Genomic DNA, 15,336 nt, shown 5'->3' with positions numbered 1-15,336 from the left:
TGACCCGGTATGTGGGAGGCGACAGGTCAGTGTCACGCACGGAGCCGACGACCCTTACCCGTGTGGCGGCCGTGGAAATCCGACTCGTCCGACTGGCGTTGACGCGGCCCCGGCCGCAGCGGTCCCCCGGCGAGTCCGACCGCTTCGTGCGGCACATCCTGGTCCGGGTGCGGGACGACACCGGGGCGAGCGGTTGGGGAGAGATTCCGCGCGCCGACCGCGACCTGTGGGATGCCCTGGTGGACGAGTACGCCCCCGCTCTCGTGGGGCACCGCTGGCAGCGTCCCACTGAGGCTGCAGCCGCTTGGCAGCCCCTTGCTCCCCGGCCTGCCGTGGCTGCCGCGTTGGACACTGCCTGCTGGGACTTGTGGAGCCGGCAGCGCGGCATTCCGCTCGCGCACGCGCTCGGCGGGGTGCGCACCGCAGTCACCGCCGGAGTCACCCTGGGACCGCAGCCCTCCCTCGAACTCCTGGTCCAGGAAGTGAACCGGCAGGTCGGTGCGGGATACAAGCGGGTGCGGCTGCACATCCGCCCCGGCTGGGACGTGGAGGCGGTGCGTGCCGTCCGGGAGGCGTACCCGTCGCTTGTGCTGCAAGTCGACGGAGGCGGCCGCTACACCGAAAGCCCGGAGCACTTGGACGCGTTGCGCTCCCTCGACGACTACGGCCTGCTCGCGATCGAACAGCCCTTCCCTGCCGGGGACCTGGCCGCGCACGCCCGGTTGAACCGCAGCCTGCGCACCCCGGTGGCGCTGGACGACTCGGTGGACTCCCTGGAACGGTTGGACGAGGCGATCCGCATGGAAGCAGCGTCCGCGCTGAACCTGCGGATCGTCCGCATGGGCGGGATCACCCAGGCCCGGCGGGCCCACGACCGGGCCGTGGACGCGGGATGGCAGGTGTGGTGCGGCTCCGACCAGGAATCGGGGTTGGGCAGGGCCGCGGTCGTCGCCCTGGCCACCCTCCCCGGCACCACCCTGCCGTGCGAGATGCCGCCTGCCGGGGAACGGTTCGTGCCTGACCTGGTCTCCCCCACGGTGCGCTCCCACGACGGGGTGGTGGCGGTGCCGCTCACCCAGCCGGGGCTCGGCCACGAAGTGGACCAGCGGACCGTGGACACGTTGACGGTGCGTTCGGCGTCGGTGGGCTCCCTCGCCTGAGCGGGTGCCCGCCCTGCCGGGCCGTGACCGAAACCCTGCGGCGCAGGCCCAGCCACGCCGCGGACAGCAGCGGGCCGCTCTCCGCGGCACACCCTGTTGATCCTGGTGGGAAACTGCGGCGCGGGCGTTGGTCGCGGCAGGACCAGAAAAAGATTACGGACATTACGCAATCCGGTTCTCCCCCGTGGGCTGCGTGGCCGGTTGAGGCCACTGTCCAGTAGCTTTCCCGCTGGACAACGCGAGGCTGTGGAAAACCGCCCCAATCCCCTGGCGGGCGTCTGATGATGAGATCTTTATGAATGCTCTTGTGCCGAGAGCCGCGCTGCTGCACTTTCGTGGTGGCGTCACTGCCCGCACACCCCGTGGGTGACAGCCACACCCACGCATCCACGGAAAGGAAGATCGGTGGCTCTGTACGAGGTGCACGCCCGCAAATGGGAGAACGGCTGGGAGCTCCAGGTCGCCGATGTGGGGGTCACCTGGTCGCCCTCCTTGGTCGAAGCCTCCGCACGAGCCAAGGAGTTCGTCTGCGCCCAGCTCTCTTTGGACGAGCGCACCGTCCACATCGACTTGCAGCCCCAGGTGAACAAGGATCTCGACCAGCTCGCAGTAGAGGCGCGGCGGGCGGTGCACATGGCTGACGAAGCCACCCGCATCGCCACGGTCAAAGTGCGGGAGATCGTGCAGGGCCTCACCGAGGCGGGCCTGTCCCTGCCCGACATCGCCCAATACCTGGAAGTGCCCCAGCGCCGCCTGGAAGAGCTGCTCTACGGCTAGGCTGCGGGGCCCGCGGCACCCTCCGCCCCGCAAGCGGGGAGCGTCCGGCCCGTCCCCGTTCGCGGGGCGGTACTGTAATCCCCAAGCCATACCAACCAGTCGGTTCCTCGTGGTGGGGTGCCGACCGGACTGAGAAAGGGGCGCAGCACGCATGCGAGAATTCGCCGACATCCACGCGCTCGCCGCCGCGCAAGGCAGCCACCTGGGACACAGCCCGTGGCACACCGTCACCCAAGACCAGATCAACACCTTCGCCGACGCCACCGGCGACCACCAGTGGATCCACGTCGACGTGGAACGCGCCGCTGCCGGACCGTTCGGCAGCACCATCGCCCACGGCTTCCTCACCCTGTCCCTGCTGCCCATGTTCGCCTGGCAGATCTACCGGCTGCAGAAATCCCCTGCCATGGCCATCAACTACGGGCTCAACAAAGTCCGCTTCCTCCAACCGGTGCGGGTGGGCTCCCGCATCCGCGACAGCCTCGAACTCGCCGAAGCCAAAGAAACCCCCAAAGGCATCCTGCTCACCATGCGGCACGAGGTCGAAATCGACGGGGAAGACCGGCCCGCGCTCGTCGCCGAAGCGCTCAGCCTCGTCGTCCCCTAGCCAGGCCCCGGGGGTGGCCGCACCCCTGCGGCCGCCCCGGCGACCACGGGGATACACTCCCCGGGCCGCCGCCTGGCCGCAACCGGACAGCCGTCCGGAAAAGCCAGCTCAACGCGGGCGTACGCATGAGGAAAACCACAGCGGGTAGCGAAGGGCGAAGGCGGGTCGCAACCGTCGAAAACCCCTGTGGCAGAGGCGATACCGAACAGAACTCCCGTGGGCTGATAGTTTTCTGTTCAGCGAGCTTTCGCAGGGGTCAACTGTCAGATCTCTAGAGATTGAAAGGTGCGTAGATGTCCGCGCCGTACACGCTTCCTGAACTGCCCTACGACTACTCCGCTCTGGAGCCGTGGATCTCGGGCGAGATCATGGAGCTGCACCACGACAAGCACCACGCCGCCTACGTCAAGGGCGCCAACGACGCTCTGGAGCAGCTGGCGGAGGCCCGGGAGAAGGGCGACCTGAGCAAGGTCAACCTGCTGCAGAAGAACCTCGCCTTCAACCTGGCCGGCCACGTCAACCACACCGTGTTCTGGCCGAACCTGTCGCCGGACGGCGGCGACAAGCCGGAAGGCGAGCTCGGCGCTGCCATCGACGACGCCTTCGGATCCTTCGACGCCTTCCGCGCCCACTTCAGTGCCGCCGCCACCGGCATCCAGGGCTCGGGCTGGGCGATCCTCGCCTGGGACATCCTCGGCCAGCGGCTCATCATCGAGCAGCTCTACGACCACCAGGGCAACCTGGCTGCCGGCTCCTACCCGCTGCTCATGCTCGACATGTGGGAGCACGCCTTCTACCTGCAGTACAAGAACGTCAAGGCCGACTACGTGAAGGCGTTCTGGAACGTGGTGAACTGGGCCGACGTGGCCAAGCGGTTCGAGGACGCCCGCAAGGTCGCCCTCGGCTGACCCCAGTCGGTTCCACGTCGCCACACATGCTGCGGGGCGGCGCCCACCACGGGTGCCGCCCCGTTGCCATGCTCGCCCGCCTCAGCCGTGCACGAGCTGCACCGCCTCGGTGAGCGAATCAGCAACCGGGTGCCCGGTGGCTTCCAGCCGTTCCCTGCTCATCAGCCCCGTGGCCACCAGAACCGCTTTGGCGCCCACCATGCGGGCCGCGTGCGCGTCATCGTCGATATCCCCGATGAGCACCACCGTGGCCGGGTCGATGCCCTGGGCGTCCAAGTGGGCAGCCAGGTACTCGGCCTTCGAATCGGCGTCGGTGGTCCGCTGCCGCCCGTCCACCCGGGTGAAGTGCGACACCAGGCCGAACTCGGTGATCACCGGAACCAGGTGGTCGTGGGCGGCCATGGACAGCAGCGACTGCGTACCGCCCGCGCGACGCCACTGGTGCAACGTGTCCACCGCACCGTCAGCGAGCCGGCAGGACGGCAGGAGCCGCTGATAGTAGCTGTTGTAGGCGGCGTCCAGCCGCTGCCATTCCTCATCGCTCAGCGGACGGCCCAACAGCTCCTCGTAGAACGGGACCAGAGGGCGGCGGAAGATCTTCCGCCAGTCCTCCAACGTCATCGGCGGCACGCCGAACATCTCGCACACGTGGTTGGCCGCGGCGAGATTGGCGTGATTGTCGTCGAGAAGCGTACCGTTCCAGTCCCAGACGATGTGTCGGATACCGTTGCGCACACTCAGGGATTGCTCTACCACACCTGTACTCTAAGCTTCCGCTGTCACCGGGCTAGGCGTGCGGCTGCTGCGCCTCCGGCCATTGCTGGTGGTCCTGCTGCGCCGCCTTCTCCGCCTTCTTCTGCTTGCGCCGACGGCGCAACCGCACCAGCAGCCAGATCCCGAGCCCGGCCGTGGCCACGACCGCGATGACGACCAGGACCGGCAGCAGCACGGCGAGGATCGCCATCGCCACACTGGCGGCGTCCTCCATCGTGCTGAGCACCGGCGCGCCGACTCCGACGCTGAGCATGTTGACCAGCAGGCGGATCGCGGCCTTCATCAAATGGAAGAAGAGGGCGATCGCCGCACCGACAACCGCCAGCCACACGCTGACGTCTCCCCCGACACTGGCCGCAGCCGCATCACCCGCGACCTCGGGCTCCCCCAGTACCGCGCTTCCGCTCGCACCGAAGACAATGCCGCCGGAAGTGGGGCGCACCACGGTCTGGATGATGTCGTTGATGTGGTCCAACGCGGGGATCTTGTCCGCGCACAGTTCAACAATCAGCAGGACAGCCAGAATTCCCAGTGTCCACGGGCTTTCCAGCCACTGCCAGGAAGGACCAAGCGACAGTAGATCGGTGTAGCGGGAAAGCAGCCCCGCCACCAGGAGAGGAACGTAAGCGTTCAGGCCGGCCGACGATGACAGGCCAATTCCGGTCAGTATTTCCACTCACGGTGCCTTTTCTTCCGTCGCCTCGCGAGGAGACGTAAGGGGATCTTTCAGCCGATGAGACGCGGATTACTTTGCTGAGGTTTTCCCCGTACACCGCGAATTCCATGAAGATTACTGTTGGTACTCTTCGACCTGGGAAATAGAGCGCGGGCGCGCTTCGTCGGGATTTTCGCCGAACTCCTCTTTCGCCCGCCGTTGGCGCAGCAGATCCCAGCACTGGTCCAACGCGCGCTCCACCTGTTTGATCCGCTCGTACTCGGCGGCGCTCAACCGGTGCCCGGGCTGCTGCCGCAGCGCACGCTCCTCGGTGACCAGCTCCCCGATCTGCCGGATGAGCTCCTCTTCACGAGTGTGCTGTCCGTTCATGCCCCCATGCTCAGCCCGTGCGCTCCGGCATACAAGCCCACCACGCCACGTTTTGCAGGTCATTGACGGTATGCGGAGGTATGCCCGGAACGCCGGATTGGCTGCGGCGGGCGGGGGAACACCCACTGTCGACGCCGGACACACCTGTATCGTCCGACACCCCCTGATCGCTGTTCTCTGGGAGCCCCATGACGATCTACGCTGACCGTCCCCTGCGCCGTGCCCTGCAACTCGGCGGCGACCTGCTCGCGCTCGCCTGGATCGCGCTCGGAGTGTGGACTGCGGTCGCGCTGCACCGGGCCCTGGCGGCGCTCGCCCGCCCCGGCGTCCTCCTCCACGACGCGGGCGACGGCCTCGCCAGCCACATGGCCAGCGCAGCCGAAGCAGCGCGGAACGTGCCGTTCGTCGGCGACGACCTGGCCGCGCCCCTGGCCCGGCTGGAAGCGACCGGGGACGACCTCAGCGCCGCCGGAACAGGACTCCAGCAGACCGCGGCGGAATTCGCCCTGCTCACCGCGGTGGCTGTCGCGGTGCTGGCGGTCGCGGTCGCGCTCGGCGCCTGGCTGCCCGTCCGGCTCCGCTGGATCCGGCAGGCCAGCCAGGCCCGGCAGCTCACCCGGCTTCCCGGCGAGGCCGGGACCCGCCTGCTCGCGCTGCGCGCCCTGACCGCCGCGCCCGTGCCCGCGCTGTGCCGCCTCCACGACGACCCGGCGGAGGCGTGGCGCTCCGGAGACGAGCGGGTCGTGGCGGAACTCGCCGCCCTCGAGCTGCGCCGCCTCGGCCTGCGCCCGGCCCGCCCGGCTCCCAGCGACCGCGACAACCAGCAGCAATGAGCCGGGAAGCCTGGGCTCCCGGTCCGTCCGCCCCACCCCGGAAATACCCGTGGGGGGTATCATTGTTCGAGGAAGCGACCAGTCGACAGGAGAACACCGCGATGGCCGCCTACGGCTACCACGACAACAAGCGGCAGCACCTCAACCGGCTCCGCCGGATCGAAGGACAAGTACGCGGCCTCCAGCGGATGGTCGAGGACGACGCCTACTGCATCGACATCCTCACCCAGACCTCCGCGGTAACGAAGGCGCTCCAATCCTTTGCCCTGTCGCTCCTCGAGGAGCACCTCCACCACTGCGTGGCCAACGCCCTCGCCAACGGCGGCCGCGAAGCCGAAACGAAGGTCCGCGAAGCGTCCGAAGCGATCGCCCGACTGGTCCGCTCCTGACCGTTTGTGGACACCGACCAAGAGACGAGGGTCACCATGGCCAGTACCACCATCACCGTCACCGGCATGACCTGCGGGCACTGCGTGAGCTCGGTGAAGGAAGAAATCAGCGAACTGCCCGGGGTGACCGACGTGCGGGTGGACCTGGAGAGCGGGCGGGTCGAAATCGACAGCACGGCCCCGCTCAGCGACGAGCAGATCCGCGCCGCGGTAGCGGAAGCAGGCTACGAAGTCGTCGCCTGACCCCGGCCCGCTCCGGTACGGCGGCCGCAGCACCTGGCACCGCACACCCGAGTGCCCCGCCGTACCGGACCACGGCAGTGGGGCGGCTATCCGCCCACGGCCAGCCCCACCCGCTCCTTGGCCTGCTCGGGTTTGAGGTAGCGGGAGTACTCCTCCACGTCCACCAGCGTCTCCACGCTGCGGTTGAGGAACCCCAGGCGGGACACGTCGCAGCCCAGCAGCGCCTGGATCAGCCAGTTGGCGGCCACCCGCATCCGGGCCGGTCCCGACGGCAGCGAATACAAGTGGTAGGCCCGGGTCAACGCCAAGGCCGCGGTCCCGTTGAACTCCACCCCGAAGGGGCGGGCCACCGCGTCCCGGCCGCTCAAATCCACGAGCAGGCCGCGGTCCCGGTAGTAGTAGTGCTTCGTCGACCGGCCCAGCAGCGAAGCAATCACGTTGTCGGCCGCCACCGGCCCCTGGGTGGACGCGTGCTGGGCGGTAGGCGGGCACAGCGCCCCGTCCTCGCCCTTGCTCAAATCGGGGACGGCGGCGGAATCACCGATCCCGAAAATCTCCGGATGCCCGGGCACCGACAAGTCCGCGCCCACCGAGAGCTTCCCGCGTTCCGTGGGCAGCCCGGTCGCCGCGATCAGCGGGCTCGGCGCAGTGCCCGCCGTCCAGATCAACGTGCGGCACGGCAGCACCCGGTCGTCGGTCAACGTCACCTTGTCCTCGGTCACCTCGCGGACCGACACCCCCAGCGACACTTCGATCCCGCGCTGGCGCAGCAGCTCCATCGTCTTCTGCCCCAGATGCTCGCCCAGCTCCGGCATCAAGCGGGGGGCGATGTCCACTACGTGCCACTGGATGTGCGGGCGCAGCTTCGGATACTGCTTGCACGCTGCCTCGCACAGCAGCTCCAAGGACGCCGCGGTCTCCACCCCTGTGTAGCCGCCGCCCACCACGATGAACGTGCACCGCTCGTCGCGCTCCGCCGGGTCGTCGCTGGCGTTCGCCAACTCCAGCTGGGCCAGCACGTGGTCGCGCAAGTACACCGCCTCGGCCAGGTTCTTGTTGCCGCGGGCGTGCTCGATCAGCCCGGGGATGTTGAACGTCCGGGTCACGCTGCCGGGCGCCAGAATCAGCCGGTCGTAGCGCTCATAGGAGTACTCGCCGGAGATCTTGCGGACCACCACCGTGTTCCGGTCCGTGTCCAAGCCGACGGCGATCCCCGGAATGATGTGGGTGCGGTGCAGTTGCCGGTGCAGAGAGACAGCGATCGACTGCGGGGTCAGCAGGCCGGACGCCACTTGGGGCAGCAGCGGCTGGTAGAGCATGTAGTCGTTGGGTGCGACGAGTACGATCTCGGCCTTGCCTTCCGGAATCCTCTGTTCGAGTCGGCGCAGCGCGGTCAGACCCGCAAAACCCGCGCCGACCACGACGATGCGCGGCCGTGCCATCGTCGGACCTCCCCTGTCAGGCGTCTGCTCGCCCTTCCCGCTGCCCGTGGACTAGGGCGCCAAACACGCCCGCGGACTACTTCCCCGCGGCGAGCAGTGCCGTGCGGGCCATCGTGAACAGCAGCTCGGCCAGATGGTCCCGGTCCAGTTCCCCCGCGCTGTGCGGGGTCGAGTTGAGCAGGCCGAACGTGGCGTGCACCGCGGTGCGCAGCACCGGCGTGGGGGTGGTGGGACGCACCGCGGCCAGGACGTCCACCCACTGTTCCAGGTAGGCGCGCTGGAGGCGGCGGATCTTCCGGCGCGGCTCTTCGGGCACGTGCAGCAGTTCCCGGTCGTGCACCGTGATGAGCGCCGGTTCGGCCAGTGCGAAAGCGATATGGCCGCGGAGCAGCGCATCCAACGCGTCGTTCGGATCCGGGTGGGCGGCCACGTGCTCGGTGCCCTGGCGCAGCAGCCGTTCGCTGATGTCGAGCAGCACCTCCGCCAGCAGCGCTTCCTTGCCGGGGAAATGGCGGTAGAGCGCGGGACCGGTCGTGCCGACAGCGCGTCCCAAGTCCTCGATGGACACGCTGCGAAAACCACGGGCGGCGAACAGCTCAGCGGCCGCACGCAGGATCGCTGCCCGACGGTCTCCCCCGCGGGTACGCACGCGTGACCTCCCGAATGGTCCCCAAATCCTGGACGCCAATGTTAGCAAGTATTAACATCGGTCCTGTTAATGCTCATTAACATCGGAGGGGGAGGAACCATGAGCGGGACGGCCACACTCACCTCCGCTATCGACCCGACCAGCCCCGCCTTCCACGCCAACGCCGAAACCAACCGCGCCCTCGCCGCGGAACTCCGCCGCCGCCTGGCCGACGCGGCCCGCGGCGGGCCCCCGCACGCCCGCGAACGCCACAAAGCCCGCGGCAAACTCCTCGCCCGCGAACGGATCGACGCCCTCCTCGACCCGGGCACGCCCTTCCTCGAACTCTCCCCGCTCGCCGCCCACGGCATGTACGGCCCCGACGGGAACGACGCACCCGCCGCAGGGATCATCACCGGCATCGGACGCGTCTCCGGACGCGAAACCGTCATCGTCGCCAACGACGCCACCGTCAAAGGCGGCAGCTACTATCCGATGACCGTCAAAAAACACCTCCGCGCCCAAGAAGTCGCCCTGCACAACCACCTGCCGTGCATCTACCTCGTCGACTCCGGCGGCGCGTTCCTGCCCATGCAGGACGAAGTCTTCCCCGACCGCGACCACTTCGGCCGCATCTTCTACAACCAGGCCACCATGTCGCAGCGCGGCATCCCGCAGATCGCCGCGGTCCTCGGCTCCTGCACTGCCGGCGGCGCCTACGTGCCCGCCATGAGCGACGAAGCCGTCATCGTCCGCAACCAAGGCACCATTTTCCTCGGCGGGCCCCCGCTCGTGAAAGCCGCCACCGGCGAAGTCGTCACCGCGGAAGAACTCGGCGGCGGCGACGTCCACGCCCGCGTCTCCGGAGTCGTCGACCACATCGCCGACGACGACGCACACGCCCTCGCCATCGTCCGCCGCATCGTCGCCACCCTCGGCCCGCGGCCCGCACCCGCCTGGGACGTGCGCGAACCCCGGCCCCCCGCAGCCGACCCCGCGGAACTGTACGGCATCATCCCCACCGACACCCGCACCCCCTACGACGTGCGGGAAGTCATCGCACGGCTCGTCGACGCCAGCGAATTCACCGAATTCAAAGCCGACTACGGGCCCACCCTCGTCACCGGGTTCGCGCACCTGCACGGCCACCCCGTCGGCATCATCGCCAACAACGGCATCCTGTTCTCCGAATCCGCGCTCAAAGGCGCCCACTTCATCGAACTGTGCGACCGGCGCGCCATCCCCCTCGTCTTCCTGCAGAACATCTCCGGGTTCATGGTGGGCCGCGACTACGAAGCCGGCGGCATCGCCAAACACGGCGCGAAAATGGTCACCGCCGTCGCCTGCGCCCGCGTCCCCAAATTCACCGTCATCATCGGCGGCTCCTTCGGCGCCGGAAACTACAGCATGTGCGGGCGCGCCTACTCGCCGCGCTTCCTGTGGATGTGGCCGAACGCCCGCATCTCCGTCATGGGCGGGGAACAAGCCGCCTCCGTGCTCGCCACCGTACGCCGCGACCAGAAAGCCGCACGCGGCGAAGACTGGTCCGCTGAAGAGGAAGAAGCGTTCAAAGCCCCCATCCGGGCGCGCTACGAAGAGCAAGGCAACCCCTACTACTCCACGGCGCGCCTGTGGGACGACGGCGTCATCGACCCCGTCGACACCCGCACCGTCCTCGCCCTCGCCCTCTCCGCCGCCCGCCACGCCCCGCTCGACCCGGTGGGCTACGGCGTCTTCCGCATGTAGCCCGCAGCAGAACGGAGCACCGCGATGACCACACCGTTTCCCGCACCGCTACGCACCGCCCCCGCCGTCCTCGTCGCCAACCGGGGCGAAATCGCCGTGCGGATCATCCGCACCCTGCGGCAGCTCGCCCTGCCCGCCATCGCCGTCTACACCGACCAGGACGCGGACGCGCCCCACGTGCGCGCCGCCGACAGCGCGCTACGCATCCCCGACTACCTGGACGGGGACGCGATCATCGCCGCGGCACACGCCAGCGGAGCAGCCCTCATCCACCCCGGCTACGGGTTCCTCGCCGAAAACGCCGGCTTCGCCCGCGCCTGCACTGCGGCCGGACTCGTCTTCGTCGGCCCGACCCCGGACTCGATCGCCGCCATGGGCGACAAAATCCGCGCCAAACAGACCGTGGCCGCCGCCGGAGTGCCCGTCCTCCCCGGATTCGCGGAAGACCCCGGCCACCCCCTGTCCGCAACCGACCTCACCGCCGCAGCCGCACAGATCGGCTACCCCCTGCTCCTCAAACCCTCCGCTGGCGGCGGCGGGAAAGGCATGCGGCTCGTCCACAGCCCGGACGAGCTCGCGGACGCCGCAGCCGCCGCCCGCCGCGAAGCCCGCGCCGCCTTCGGCGACGCCACCCTGCTCGCGGAACGGTACGTCGCCCGCCCCCGCCACATCGAAGTGCAAATCCTCGCCGACACGCACGGCACCATCGTCCACCTGGGGGAACGCGAATGCAGCCTCCAGCGCCGCCACCAGAAGATCGTGGAAGAAGCCCCCTCCCCGCTGCTCACCCCCGAGCAGCGGAACGCCATGGGCCAGGCCGCTGTGGCCGCGGCACGCGCCTGCGGGTACGTGGGGGCGGGCACCGTGGAATTCATCGTGCCCGGGGACGACACCGACCGCTTCTTCTTCCTCGAAATGAACACGCGGCTCCAAGTCGAACACCCCGTCACCGAAGCCGTCACCGCCATCCGCGGCACCCGCGGCATCGACCTGGTGGAAGCGCAACTCCGCATCGCCCTCGGCGAAGCCCTGCCGTTCACCCAAGACGACATCACCTGGCAGGGGCACGCGATCGAATGCCGCATCTATGCGGAAGACCCGGCGCGGAACTTCCTGCCCACCGGCGGCCGCATCCTCCACGTCGCCGAACCCCACGGGCCCGGCATCCGCGTCGACTCCGGCATCAGCGAAGGCACCACCGTCACCTCCGCCTACGACCCGCTGCTCGCCAAACTCGTCGTCTGGGACCACGACCGCGCTAGTGCGCTCCGCCGCGCCGACGCGGCCCTCGCCCGCACCACACTGCTCGGCTGCGGCACCAACACCGCGTTCCTCCGCGCCCTGCTCGCCCACCCCGACGTCGCCGCCGGACAGCTCAGCACCGGGCTCGTCGAACACCTCCACCCCGAGCTCGCCCCCGCCCTCCAGGCAGGCCCCGACGTGCTCGCCGCCGCGGCCCTCGACCGGCACCTCGACCTGGTCGCGACCAGCGACCCCGCCAACCGGTTCACCATCCCCGACGGGTGGCGGCTCGGCGAACCTGCGTGGACCGTGTGGCGGCTCCACTCGCCCGGCAGCGACCCCGTCACCGTGCGCGTCCGCGCCGACCACGACCACCCGCACCGCTTCCACGTGCGCGTCGCCGACGCCGACCCGCACGAAGCCACCGCGGTCCGCTCCCCAGACGGGCGCAGCCTGCACGTCACCTACGCGGGCCAGGCCCGCCACTACACCCGCGCCACGGACGGGCACGACCTGTGGCTCGGCCATGCGGGCGCGGCCTGGTGCTTCCGCGACGCCCCCCGCACCGCCCCGCTGCGCCGCACCAGCGGGCACGCCGACGGCGCCGTGCGCAGCCCCATGCCCGGCACCGTCCTCGACGTGCCCGTCGCCGTCGGCGACACCGTCCGCGCCGGACAGACCCTCGCCGTCGTCGAAGCCATGAAAATGGAGCACCCCGTGGCCGCACCCGTCGACGGCACCGTCACCGAACTGCACGCCCGTCCCGGACAGTCCGTTCCCCTTGATGCCCTCCTCGCCGTCGTCACCCCGGCGGCCGCCCCGGCCGCCACCCACGTTCCGTCGACCACTGCTGCTACCGAGGAGCCGCGCTGATGTCCTACCGTCTCAGCGACGAACACGAAGAACTGCGCCGCACCGTCGCCGAATTCGCCCGCACCGAAGTCGCGCCTGTCATCGGCGACTACTACGAACGCGCCGCCTTCCCCTACGAGATCGTCGCCGCCATGGGGCGCATGGGCCTGTTCGGCCTGCCGTTCCCCGAAGACGTCGGCGGCATGGGCGGCGACTACCTGGCGCTCTGCCTCGCCCTGGAAGAACTCGCCCGCGTCGACTCGTCCGTCGCCATCACCCTGGAAGCCGCCGTCTCCCTCGGCGCAATGCCGATCTACCGGTTCGGCACCCCTGAACAGCAAGCCACCTGGCTGCCCCGGCTCTGCTCCGGAGAAGCCCTCGGCGCGTTCGGCCTCACCGAACCCGAAGGCGGCTCCGATGCGGGCGCCACCCGCACCACCGCCCGCCTCGATGCCGGAGAATGGGTCATCAACGGCACCAAAAGCTTCATCACCAACTCCGGCACCGACATCACCGCGCTCGTCACCGTCACCGCGGTCACCGGACAACGGCCCGACGGACGCCCCGAAATCTCCGCGATCATCGTCCCCGCCGGCACTCCCGGCTTCACTATTGGCCAGCGGTACTCCAAAGTCGGCTGGTGCGCCTCCGACACCAACGAACTCGTGTTCACCGACTGCCGGGTCCCTGAAGCCAACCTCCTCGGCGAACGCGGCCGCGGCTACGCCCAATTCCTGAGTATCCTCGACGAAGGCCGCATCGCTATCGCCGCGCTCGCCGTCGGACTCGCCCAAGGCTGCGTCGACGAATGCCTGCGCTACGTCGGCCAGCGCGTCGCCTTCGGCCGCGAAATCGGCCGCTACCAGGCGATCCAATTCAAGATCGCGGACATGGCCGCCCGCGTGCACACCGCCCGGCTCGCCTACTACGACGCGGCCGCACGCCTGCTGGCCGGGCAGCCGTTCAAAAAAGAAGCCGCCATCGCCAAACTCGTCGCGTCCCACGCGGCCATGGACAACGCCCGCGACGCCACCCAGATCTTCGGGGGCTACGGGTTCATGAACGAATACCCGGTCGGACGCTTCTACCGCGACGCCAAAATCCTCGAAATCGGCGAAGGCACCTCAGAAATCCAGCGGATGGTCATCGCCCGGGAACTCGGACTGCCCGCCTAGCGGCCGGCAGCCATGCGGACCGGCGGGCGGTCCCCCGCCGCCGGGCAGAGAACCGCCCGCGGTCATCACGCCACCCGGCTCAAACGATGTGGTCGGGCGGGCCCGACTTGATCGCCTCCACGAACCGGCCGAGCTCTTCCTCCGGCAAGTGCTGGGCAAGGTCCGCCTCGCTCACAATGCCGACGAGCTGCTTGTTCTCGATCACCGGCATCCGCTTGACCTTGTGCTGCGTCATCTCCTGCAGCAAGGTCTCAATGTCGTCGGAGGCGTCCACGTAGAACGGGGTGCCCTCGGCGAGCTCGATCGCGTTACAGGTGTTCGGGTCCTTGCCTTCCGCCAGGCACTTCACCACGATGTCGCGGTCCGTGATGATGCCCTTCAGTCGGTTGTCCTCCCCGCAGATCGGCAGAGCACCGACTCCGAGGTCCCGCATCATGCGCGCCGCGGTCACCAGGTTCGTGTTCGTCTCAATGCACTGGACACCCTCGTGCATGATGTCCTTGGCTGTGGTCATGATTCTCCCCCCTTTGTTCCGTTCCCGCGACAATCCGCTGGTCTGTGCGCGGACGGGAACTGTGAGGGCTTCTACCCACCAGCCCGAACCACATCCACGAACCGGACAAAACACCACATAAATCCACAAAACAGATTCATCGGCGGCGGCAGATCATGATCTCCGTGGTCGGGCTCTCCATCCGCGTGCGCACCAAATGCCGCTCCAACGGGTAGAGCGCCGCCCCGGCCAGCCACCCCGTCGGCTCGGTGAGCGTCACCGCGCGCAGCAGGCCGCCCCACAGCTTGCGCCACACCGGCCCCGCATCCACCTGCGCGTTCATGAGCATGAGGAACGGCGACCGGTGCACCACGTCGAACCCGGCCTCATCCAACCGGGCAGTGATCCACTCCAACGGACGGTTGACCTGGTTGACGCCGCGCTGGGCCGGACGGTGCAGGAAATTCTCCGAGAACACGAAATACCCGCCAGACCGCACCAGGTGGGCGATCGACTTCACCGCGGCCGCGTAACGCTCGTCGTCCGTGATATGGAACAGCACGTCCATACAGGAGACCGCGTCGAACTCAGCCTCGTCGAACACCCCCTGCGGGTCGGCGATATCCACCCGTTCGAACCGCAGCCCCGGAAACCGCTCCCGCAGCCGCACCACCGCGGCCTCCGTCAAATCGCAGCCAGTGACCGCGACCGCGCCCAACCGCTGCCAGGCGCGGACATAGAACCCGGTCCCCGAGCCCACGTCCAACACCCGCGCCCGAGACCAGTCCACGGCGAGCGCCCCCACCCGCTCCGCGAACACCTCCTGGCGCACCCGGTACATCCACTCGTTGAACGACCGACCCAAAGCCCGGTAGCCGACCCCGGTCTCCGTCCAGTCCGCGTCGAGGCGCTCCTCCCAGAAAGCCCTGCGTTCATCGTGGAAAGTCATGCCCGCATGATTCCTGGTCACCGAACCCAGGTCCAGCACCACCGCCGGGAGACGCGGCAAAAAAGGGGGCCCG

General features: G+C 68.9%; 17 protein-coding genes. 10 read left to right on the top strand and 7 right to left on the bottom strand.

Features of this window, described 5'->3' with window-relative positions; genetic code table 11:
* The first annotated feature begins 29 nt into the window (after positions 1–29).
* The 4 genes from TFU_RS04785 to TFU_RS04770 all read left to right on the top strand — a co-directional run bounded on the left by TFU_RS04785 (position 30) and on the right by TFU_RS04770 (position 3,452).
* Positions 30–1,160, top strand: coding sequence for an enolase C-terminal domain-like protein (locus tag TFU_RS04785; protein ID WP_011291407.1), 1,131 nt, complete (start codon positions 30–32; stop codon positions 1,158–1,160).
* A gap of 405 nt (positions 1,161–1,565) precedes the next feature.
* Positions 1,566–1,937 carry a hypothetical protein gene (locus TFU_RS04780; RefSeq protein ID WP_011291406.1) on the top strand — a complete coding sequence of 124 codons (372 nt, stop codon included), beginning with the start codon at positions 1,566–1,568 and terminating at the stop codon, positions 1,935–1,937.
* A 151-nt stretch (positions 1,938–2,088) separates the two neighbouring features.
* Positions 2,089–2,544, top strand: a complete 456-nt coding sequence (locus tag TFU_RS04775; protein ID WP_011291405.1) for a MaoC family dehydratase — start codon at positions 2,089–2,091, stop codon at positions 2,542–2,544.
* A 293-nt stretch (positions 2,545–2,837) separates the two neighbouring features.
* Entirely contained in the window at positions 2,838–3,452 is a 615-nt protein-coding gene (locus TFU_RS04770) for a superoxide dismutase (protein ID WP_011291404.1), read from the top strand.
* 81 nt (positions 3,453–3,533) lie between these two features.
* Here the strand turns inward: TFU_RS04770 and TFU_RS04765 are convergent, their stop codons facing one another.
* The 3 genes from TFU_RS04765 to TFU_RS04755 form a co-directional block, all read right to left on the bottom strand.
* Positions 3,534–4,187 (bottom strand): HAD family hydrolase, encoded by a 654-nt coding sequence (locus tag TFU_RS04765; RefSeq protein ID WP_370492494.1) that lies wholly within the window; start codon positions 4,185–4,187, stop codon positions 3,534–3,536.
* Positions 4,188–4,239: 52 nt separating this feature from the next.
* Entirely contained in the window at positions 4,240–4,902 is a 663-nt protein-coding gene (locus TFU_RS04760; RefSeq protein WP_011291402.1) for a DUF4126 domain-containing protein, read from the bottom strand.
* A 114-nt stretch (positions 4,903–5,016) separates the two neighbouring features.
* Positions 5,017–5,271 carry a DUF2630 family protein gene (locus TFU_RS04755; RefSeq protein WP_016188427.1) on the bottom strand — a complete coding sequence of 85 codons (255 nt, stop codon included), beginning with the start codon at positions 5,269–5,271 and terminating at the stop codon, positions 5,017–5,019.
* Between the two features lie 188 nt (positions 5,272–5,459).
* Here TFU_RS04755 and TFU_RS04750 point away from each other — a divergent pair, with 188 nt between their 5' ends.
* From TFU_RS04750 to TFU_RS04740, 3 genes are all read left to right on the top strand, one after another.
* Positions 5,460–6,104: a hypothetical protein gene (locus tag TFU_RS04750; RefSeq protein ID WP_011291400.1), complete on the top strand. Its 645-nt coding sequence runs from the start codon at positions 5,460–5,462 to the stop codon at positions 6,102–6,104.
* A 101-nt stretch (positions 6,105–6,205) separates the two neighbouring features.
* Complete coding sequence (locus TFU_RS04745; RefSeq protein ID WP_011291399.1) at positions 6,206–6,493, top strand: metal-sensitive transcriptional regulator; 288 nt, start codon at positions 6,206–6,208, stop codon at positions 6,491–6,493.
* Between the two features lie 36 nt (positions 6,494–6,529).
* On the top strand, positions 6,530–6,736 hold the full coding sequence (locus tag TFU_RS04740; RefSeq protein ID WP_011291398.1) for a heavy-metal-associated domain-containing protein: 207 nt from the start codon (positions 6,530–6,532) through the stop codon (positions 6,734–6,736).
* Positions 6,737–6,822: 86 nt separating this feature from the next.
* Here the strand turns inward: TFU_RS04740 and TFU_RS04735 are convergent, their stop codons facing one another.
* Both TFU_RS04735 and TFU_RS04730 read right to left on the bottom strand, forming a co-directional pair.
* A complete protein-coding gene (locus tag TFU_RS04735) occupies positions 6,823–8,178 on the bottom strand; it encodes an NAD(P)/FAD-dependent oxidoreductase (RefSeq protein WP_011291397.1) in 1,356 nt (451 codons plus the stop codon).
* A 76-nt stretch (positions 8,179–8,254) separates the two neighbouring features.
* The gene (locus TFU_RS04730; protein ID WP_011291396.1) at positions 8,255–8,827 is read right to left on the bottom strand and encodes an SACE_7040 family transcriptional regulator; all 573 of its coding nucleotides are present in this window, start codon (positions 8,825–8,827) and stop codon (positions 8,255–8,257) included.
* Between the two features lie 99 nt (positions 8,828–8,926).
* Here TFU_RS04730 and TFU_RS04725 point away from each other — a divergent pair, with 99 nt between their 5' ends.
* From TFU_RS04725 to TFU_RS04715, 3 genes are read left to right on the top strand one after another with little or no spacing between them, the layout of a single operon-like run.
* Positions 8,927–10,552 carry a carboxyl transferase domain-containing protein gene (locus tag TFU_RS04725; protein ID WP_011291395.1) on the top strand — a complete coding sequence of 542 codons (1,626 nt, stop codon included), beginning with the start codon at positions 8,927–8,929 and terminating at the stop codon, positions 10,550–10,552.
* Between the two features lie 24 nt (positions 10,553–10,576).
* A complete protein-coding gene (locus tag TFU_RS04720; RefSeq protein WP_011291394.1) occupies positions 10,577–12,667 on the top strand; it encodes an acetyl/propionyl/methylcrotonyl-CoA carboxylase subunit alpha in 2,091 nt (696 codons plus the stop codon).
* Positions 12,667–13,821: an acyl-CoA dehydrogenase family protein gene (locus TFU_RS04715; protein ID WP_011291393.1), complete on the top strand. Its 1,155-nt coding sequence runs from the start codon at positions 12,667–12,669 to the stop codon at positions 13,819–13,821. Before TFU_RS04720 ends, TFU_RS04715 begins: the two co-directional genes overlap by 1 nt.
* Positions 13,822–13,900: 79 nt before the next feature.
* Here TFU_RS04715 and TFU_RS04710 read toward each other — a convergent pair whose 3' ends face one another.
* Positions 13,901–14,335: a CBS domain-containing protein gene (locus tag TFU_RS04710; protein WP_011291392.1), complete on the bottom strand. Its 435-nt coding sequence runs from the start codon at positions 14,333–14,335 to the stop codon at positions 13,901–13,903.
* Between the two features lie 136 nt (positions 14,336–14,471).
* Positions 14,472–15,263, bottom strand: coding sequence for a class I SAM-dependent methyltransferase (locus TFU_RS04705; RefSeq protein ID WP_011291391.1), 792 nt, complete (start codon positions 15,261–15,263; stop codon positions 14,472–14,474).
* Positions 15,264–15,336: the final 73 nt, after the last annotated feature.

Source organism: Thermobifida fusca YX (assembly GCF_000012405.1).
GTDB classification, from domain to species: Bacteria; Actinomycetota; Actinomycetes; order Streptosporangiales; family Streptosporangiaceae; genus Thermobifida; species Thermobifida fusca.
This window is presented reverse-complemented; position numbering and strand designations above follow the sequence as displayed.

Coding starts and splice junctions, on each gene's coding strand:
- TFU_RS04715 (WP_011291393.1), top strand. CDS start 12,667: ATGTCCTACCGTCTCAGCGACGAACACGAAGAACTGCGCCGCACCGTC.
- TFU_RS04775 (WP_011291405.1), top strand. CDS start 2,089: ATGCGAGAATTCGCCGACATCCACGCGCTCGCCGCCGCGCAAGGCAGC.
- TFU_RS04745 (WP_011291399.1), top strand. CDS start 6,206: ATGGCCGCCTACGGCTACCACGACAACAAGCGGCAGCACCTCAACCGG.
- TFU_RS04750 (WP_011291400.1), top strand. CDS start 5,460: ATGACGATCTACGCTGACCGTCCCCTGCGCCGTGCCCTGCAACTCGGC.
- TFU_RS04725 (WP_011291395.1), top strand. CDS start 8,927: ATGAGCGGGACGGCCACACTCACCTCCGCTATCGACCCGACCAGCCCC.
- TFU_RS04710 (WP_011291392.1), bottom strand. CDS start 14,335: ATGACCACAGCCAAGGACATCATGCACGAGGGTGTCCAGTGCATTGAG.
- TFU_RS04770 (WP_011291404.1), top strand. CDS start 2,838: ATGTCCGCGCCGTACACGCTTCCTGAACTGCCCTACGACTACTCCGCT.
- TFU_RS04755 (WP_016188427.1), bottom strand. CDS start 5,271: ATGAACGGACAGCACACTCGTGAAGAGGAGCTCATCCGGCAGATCGGG.
- TFU_RS04720 (WP_011291394.1), top strand. CDS start 10,577: ATGACCACACCGTTTCCCGCACCGCTACGCACCGCCCCCGCCGTCCTC.
- TFU_RS04740 (WP_011291398.1), top strand. CDS start 6,530: ATGGCCAGTACCACCATCACCGTCACCGGCATGACCTGCGGGCACTGC.
- TFU_RS04705 (WP_011291391.1), bottom strand. CDS start 15,263: ATGACTTTCCACGATGAACGCAGGGCTTTCTGGGAGGAGCGCCTCGAC.
- TFU_RS04735 (WP_011291397.1), bottom strand. CDS start 8,178: ATGGCACGGCCGCGCATCGTCGTGGTCGGCGCGGGTTTTGCGGGTCTG.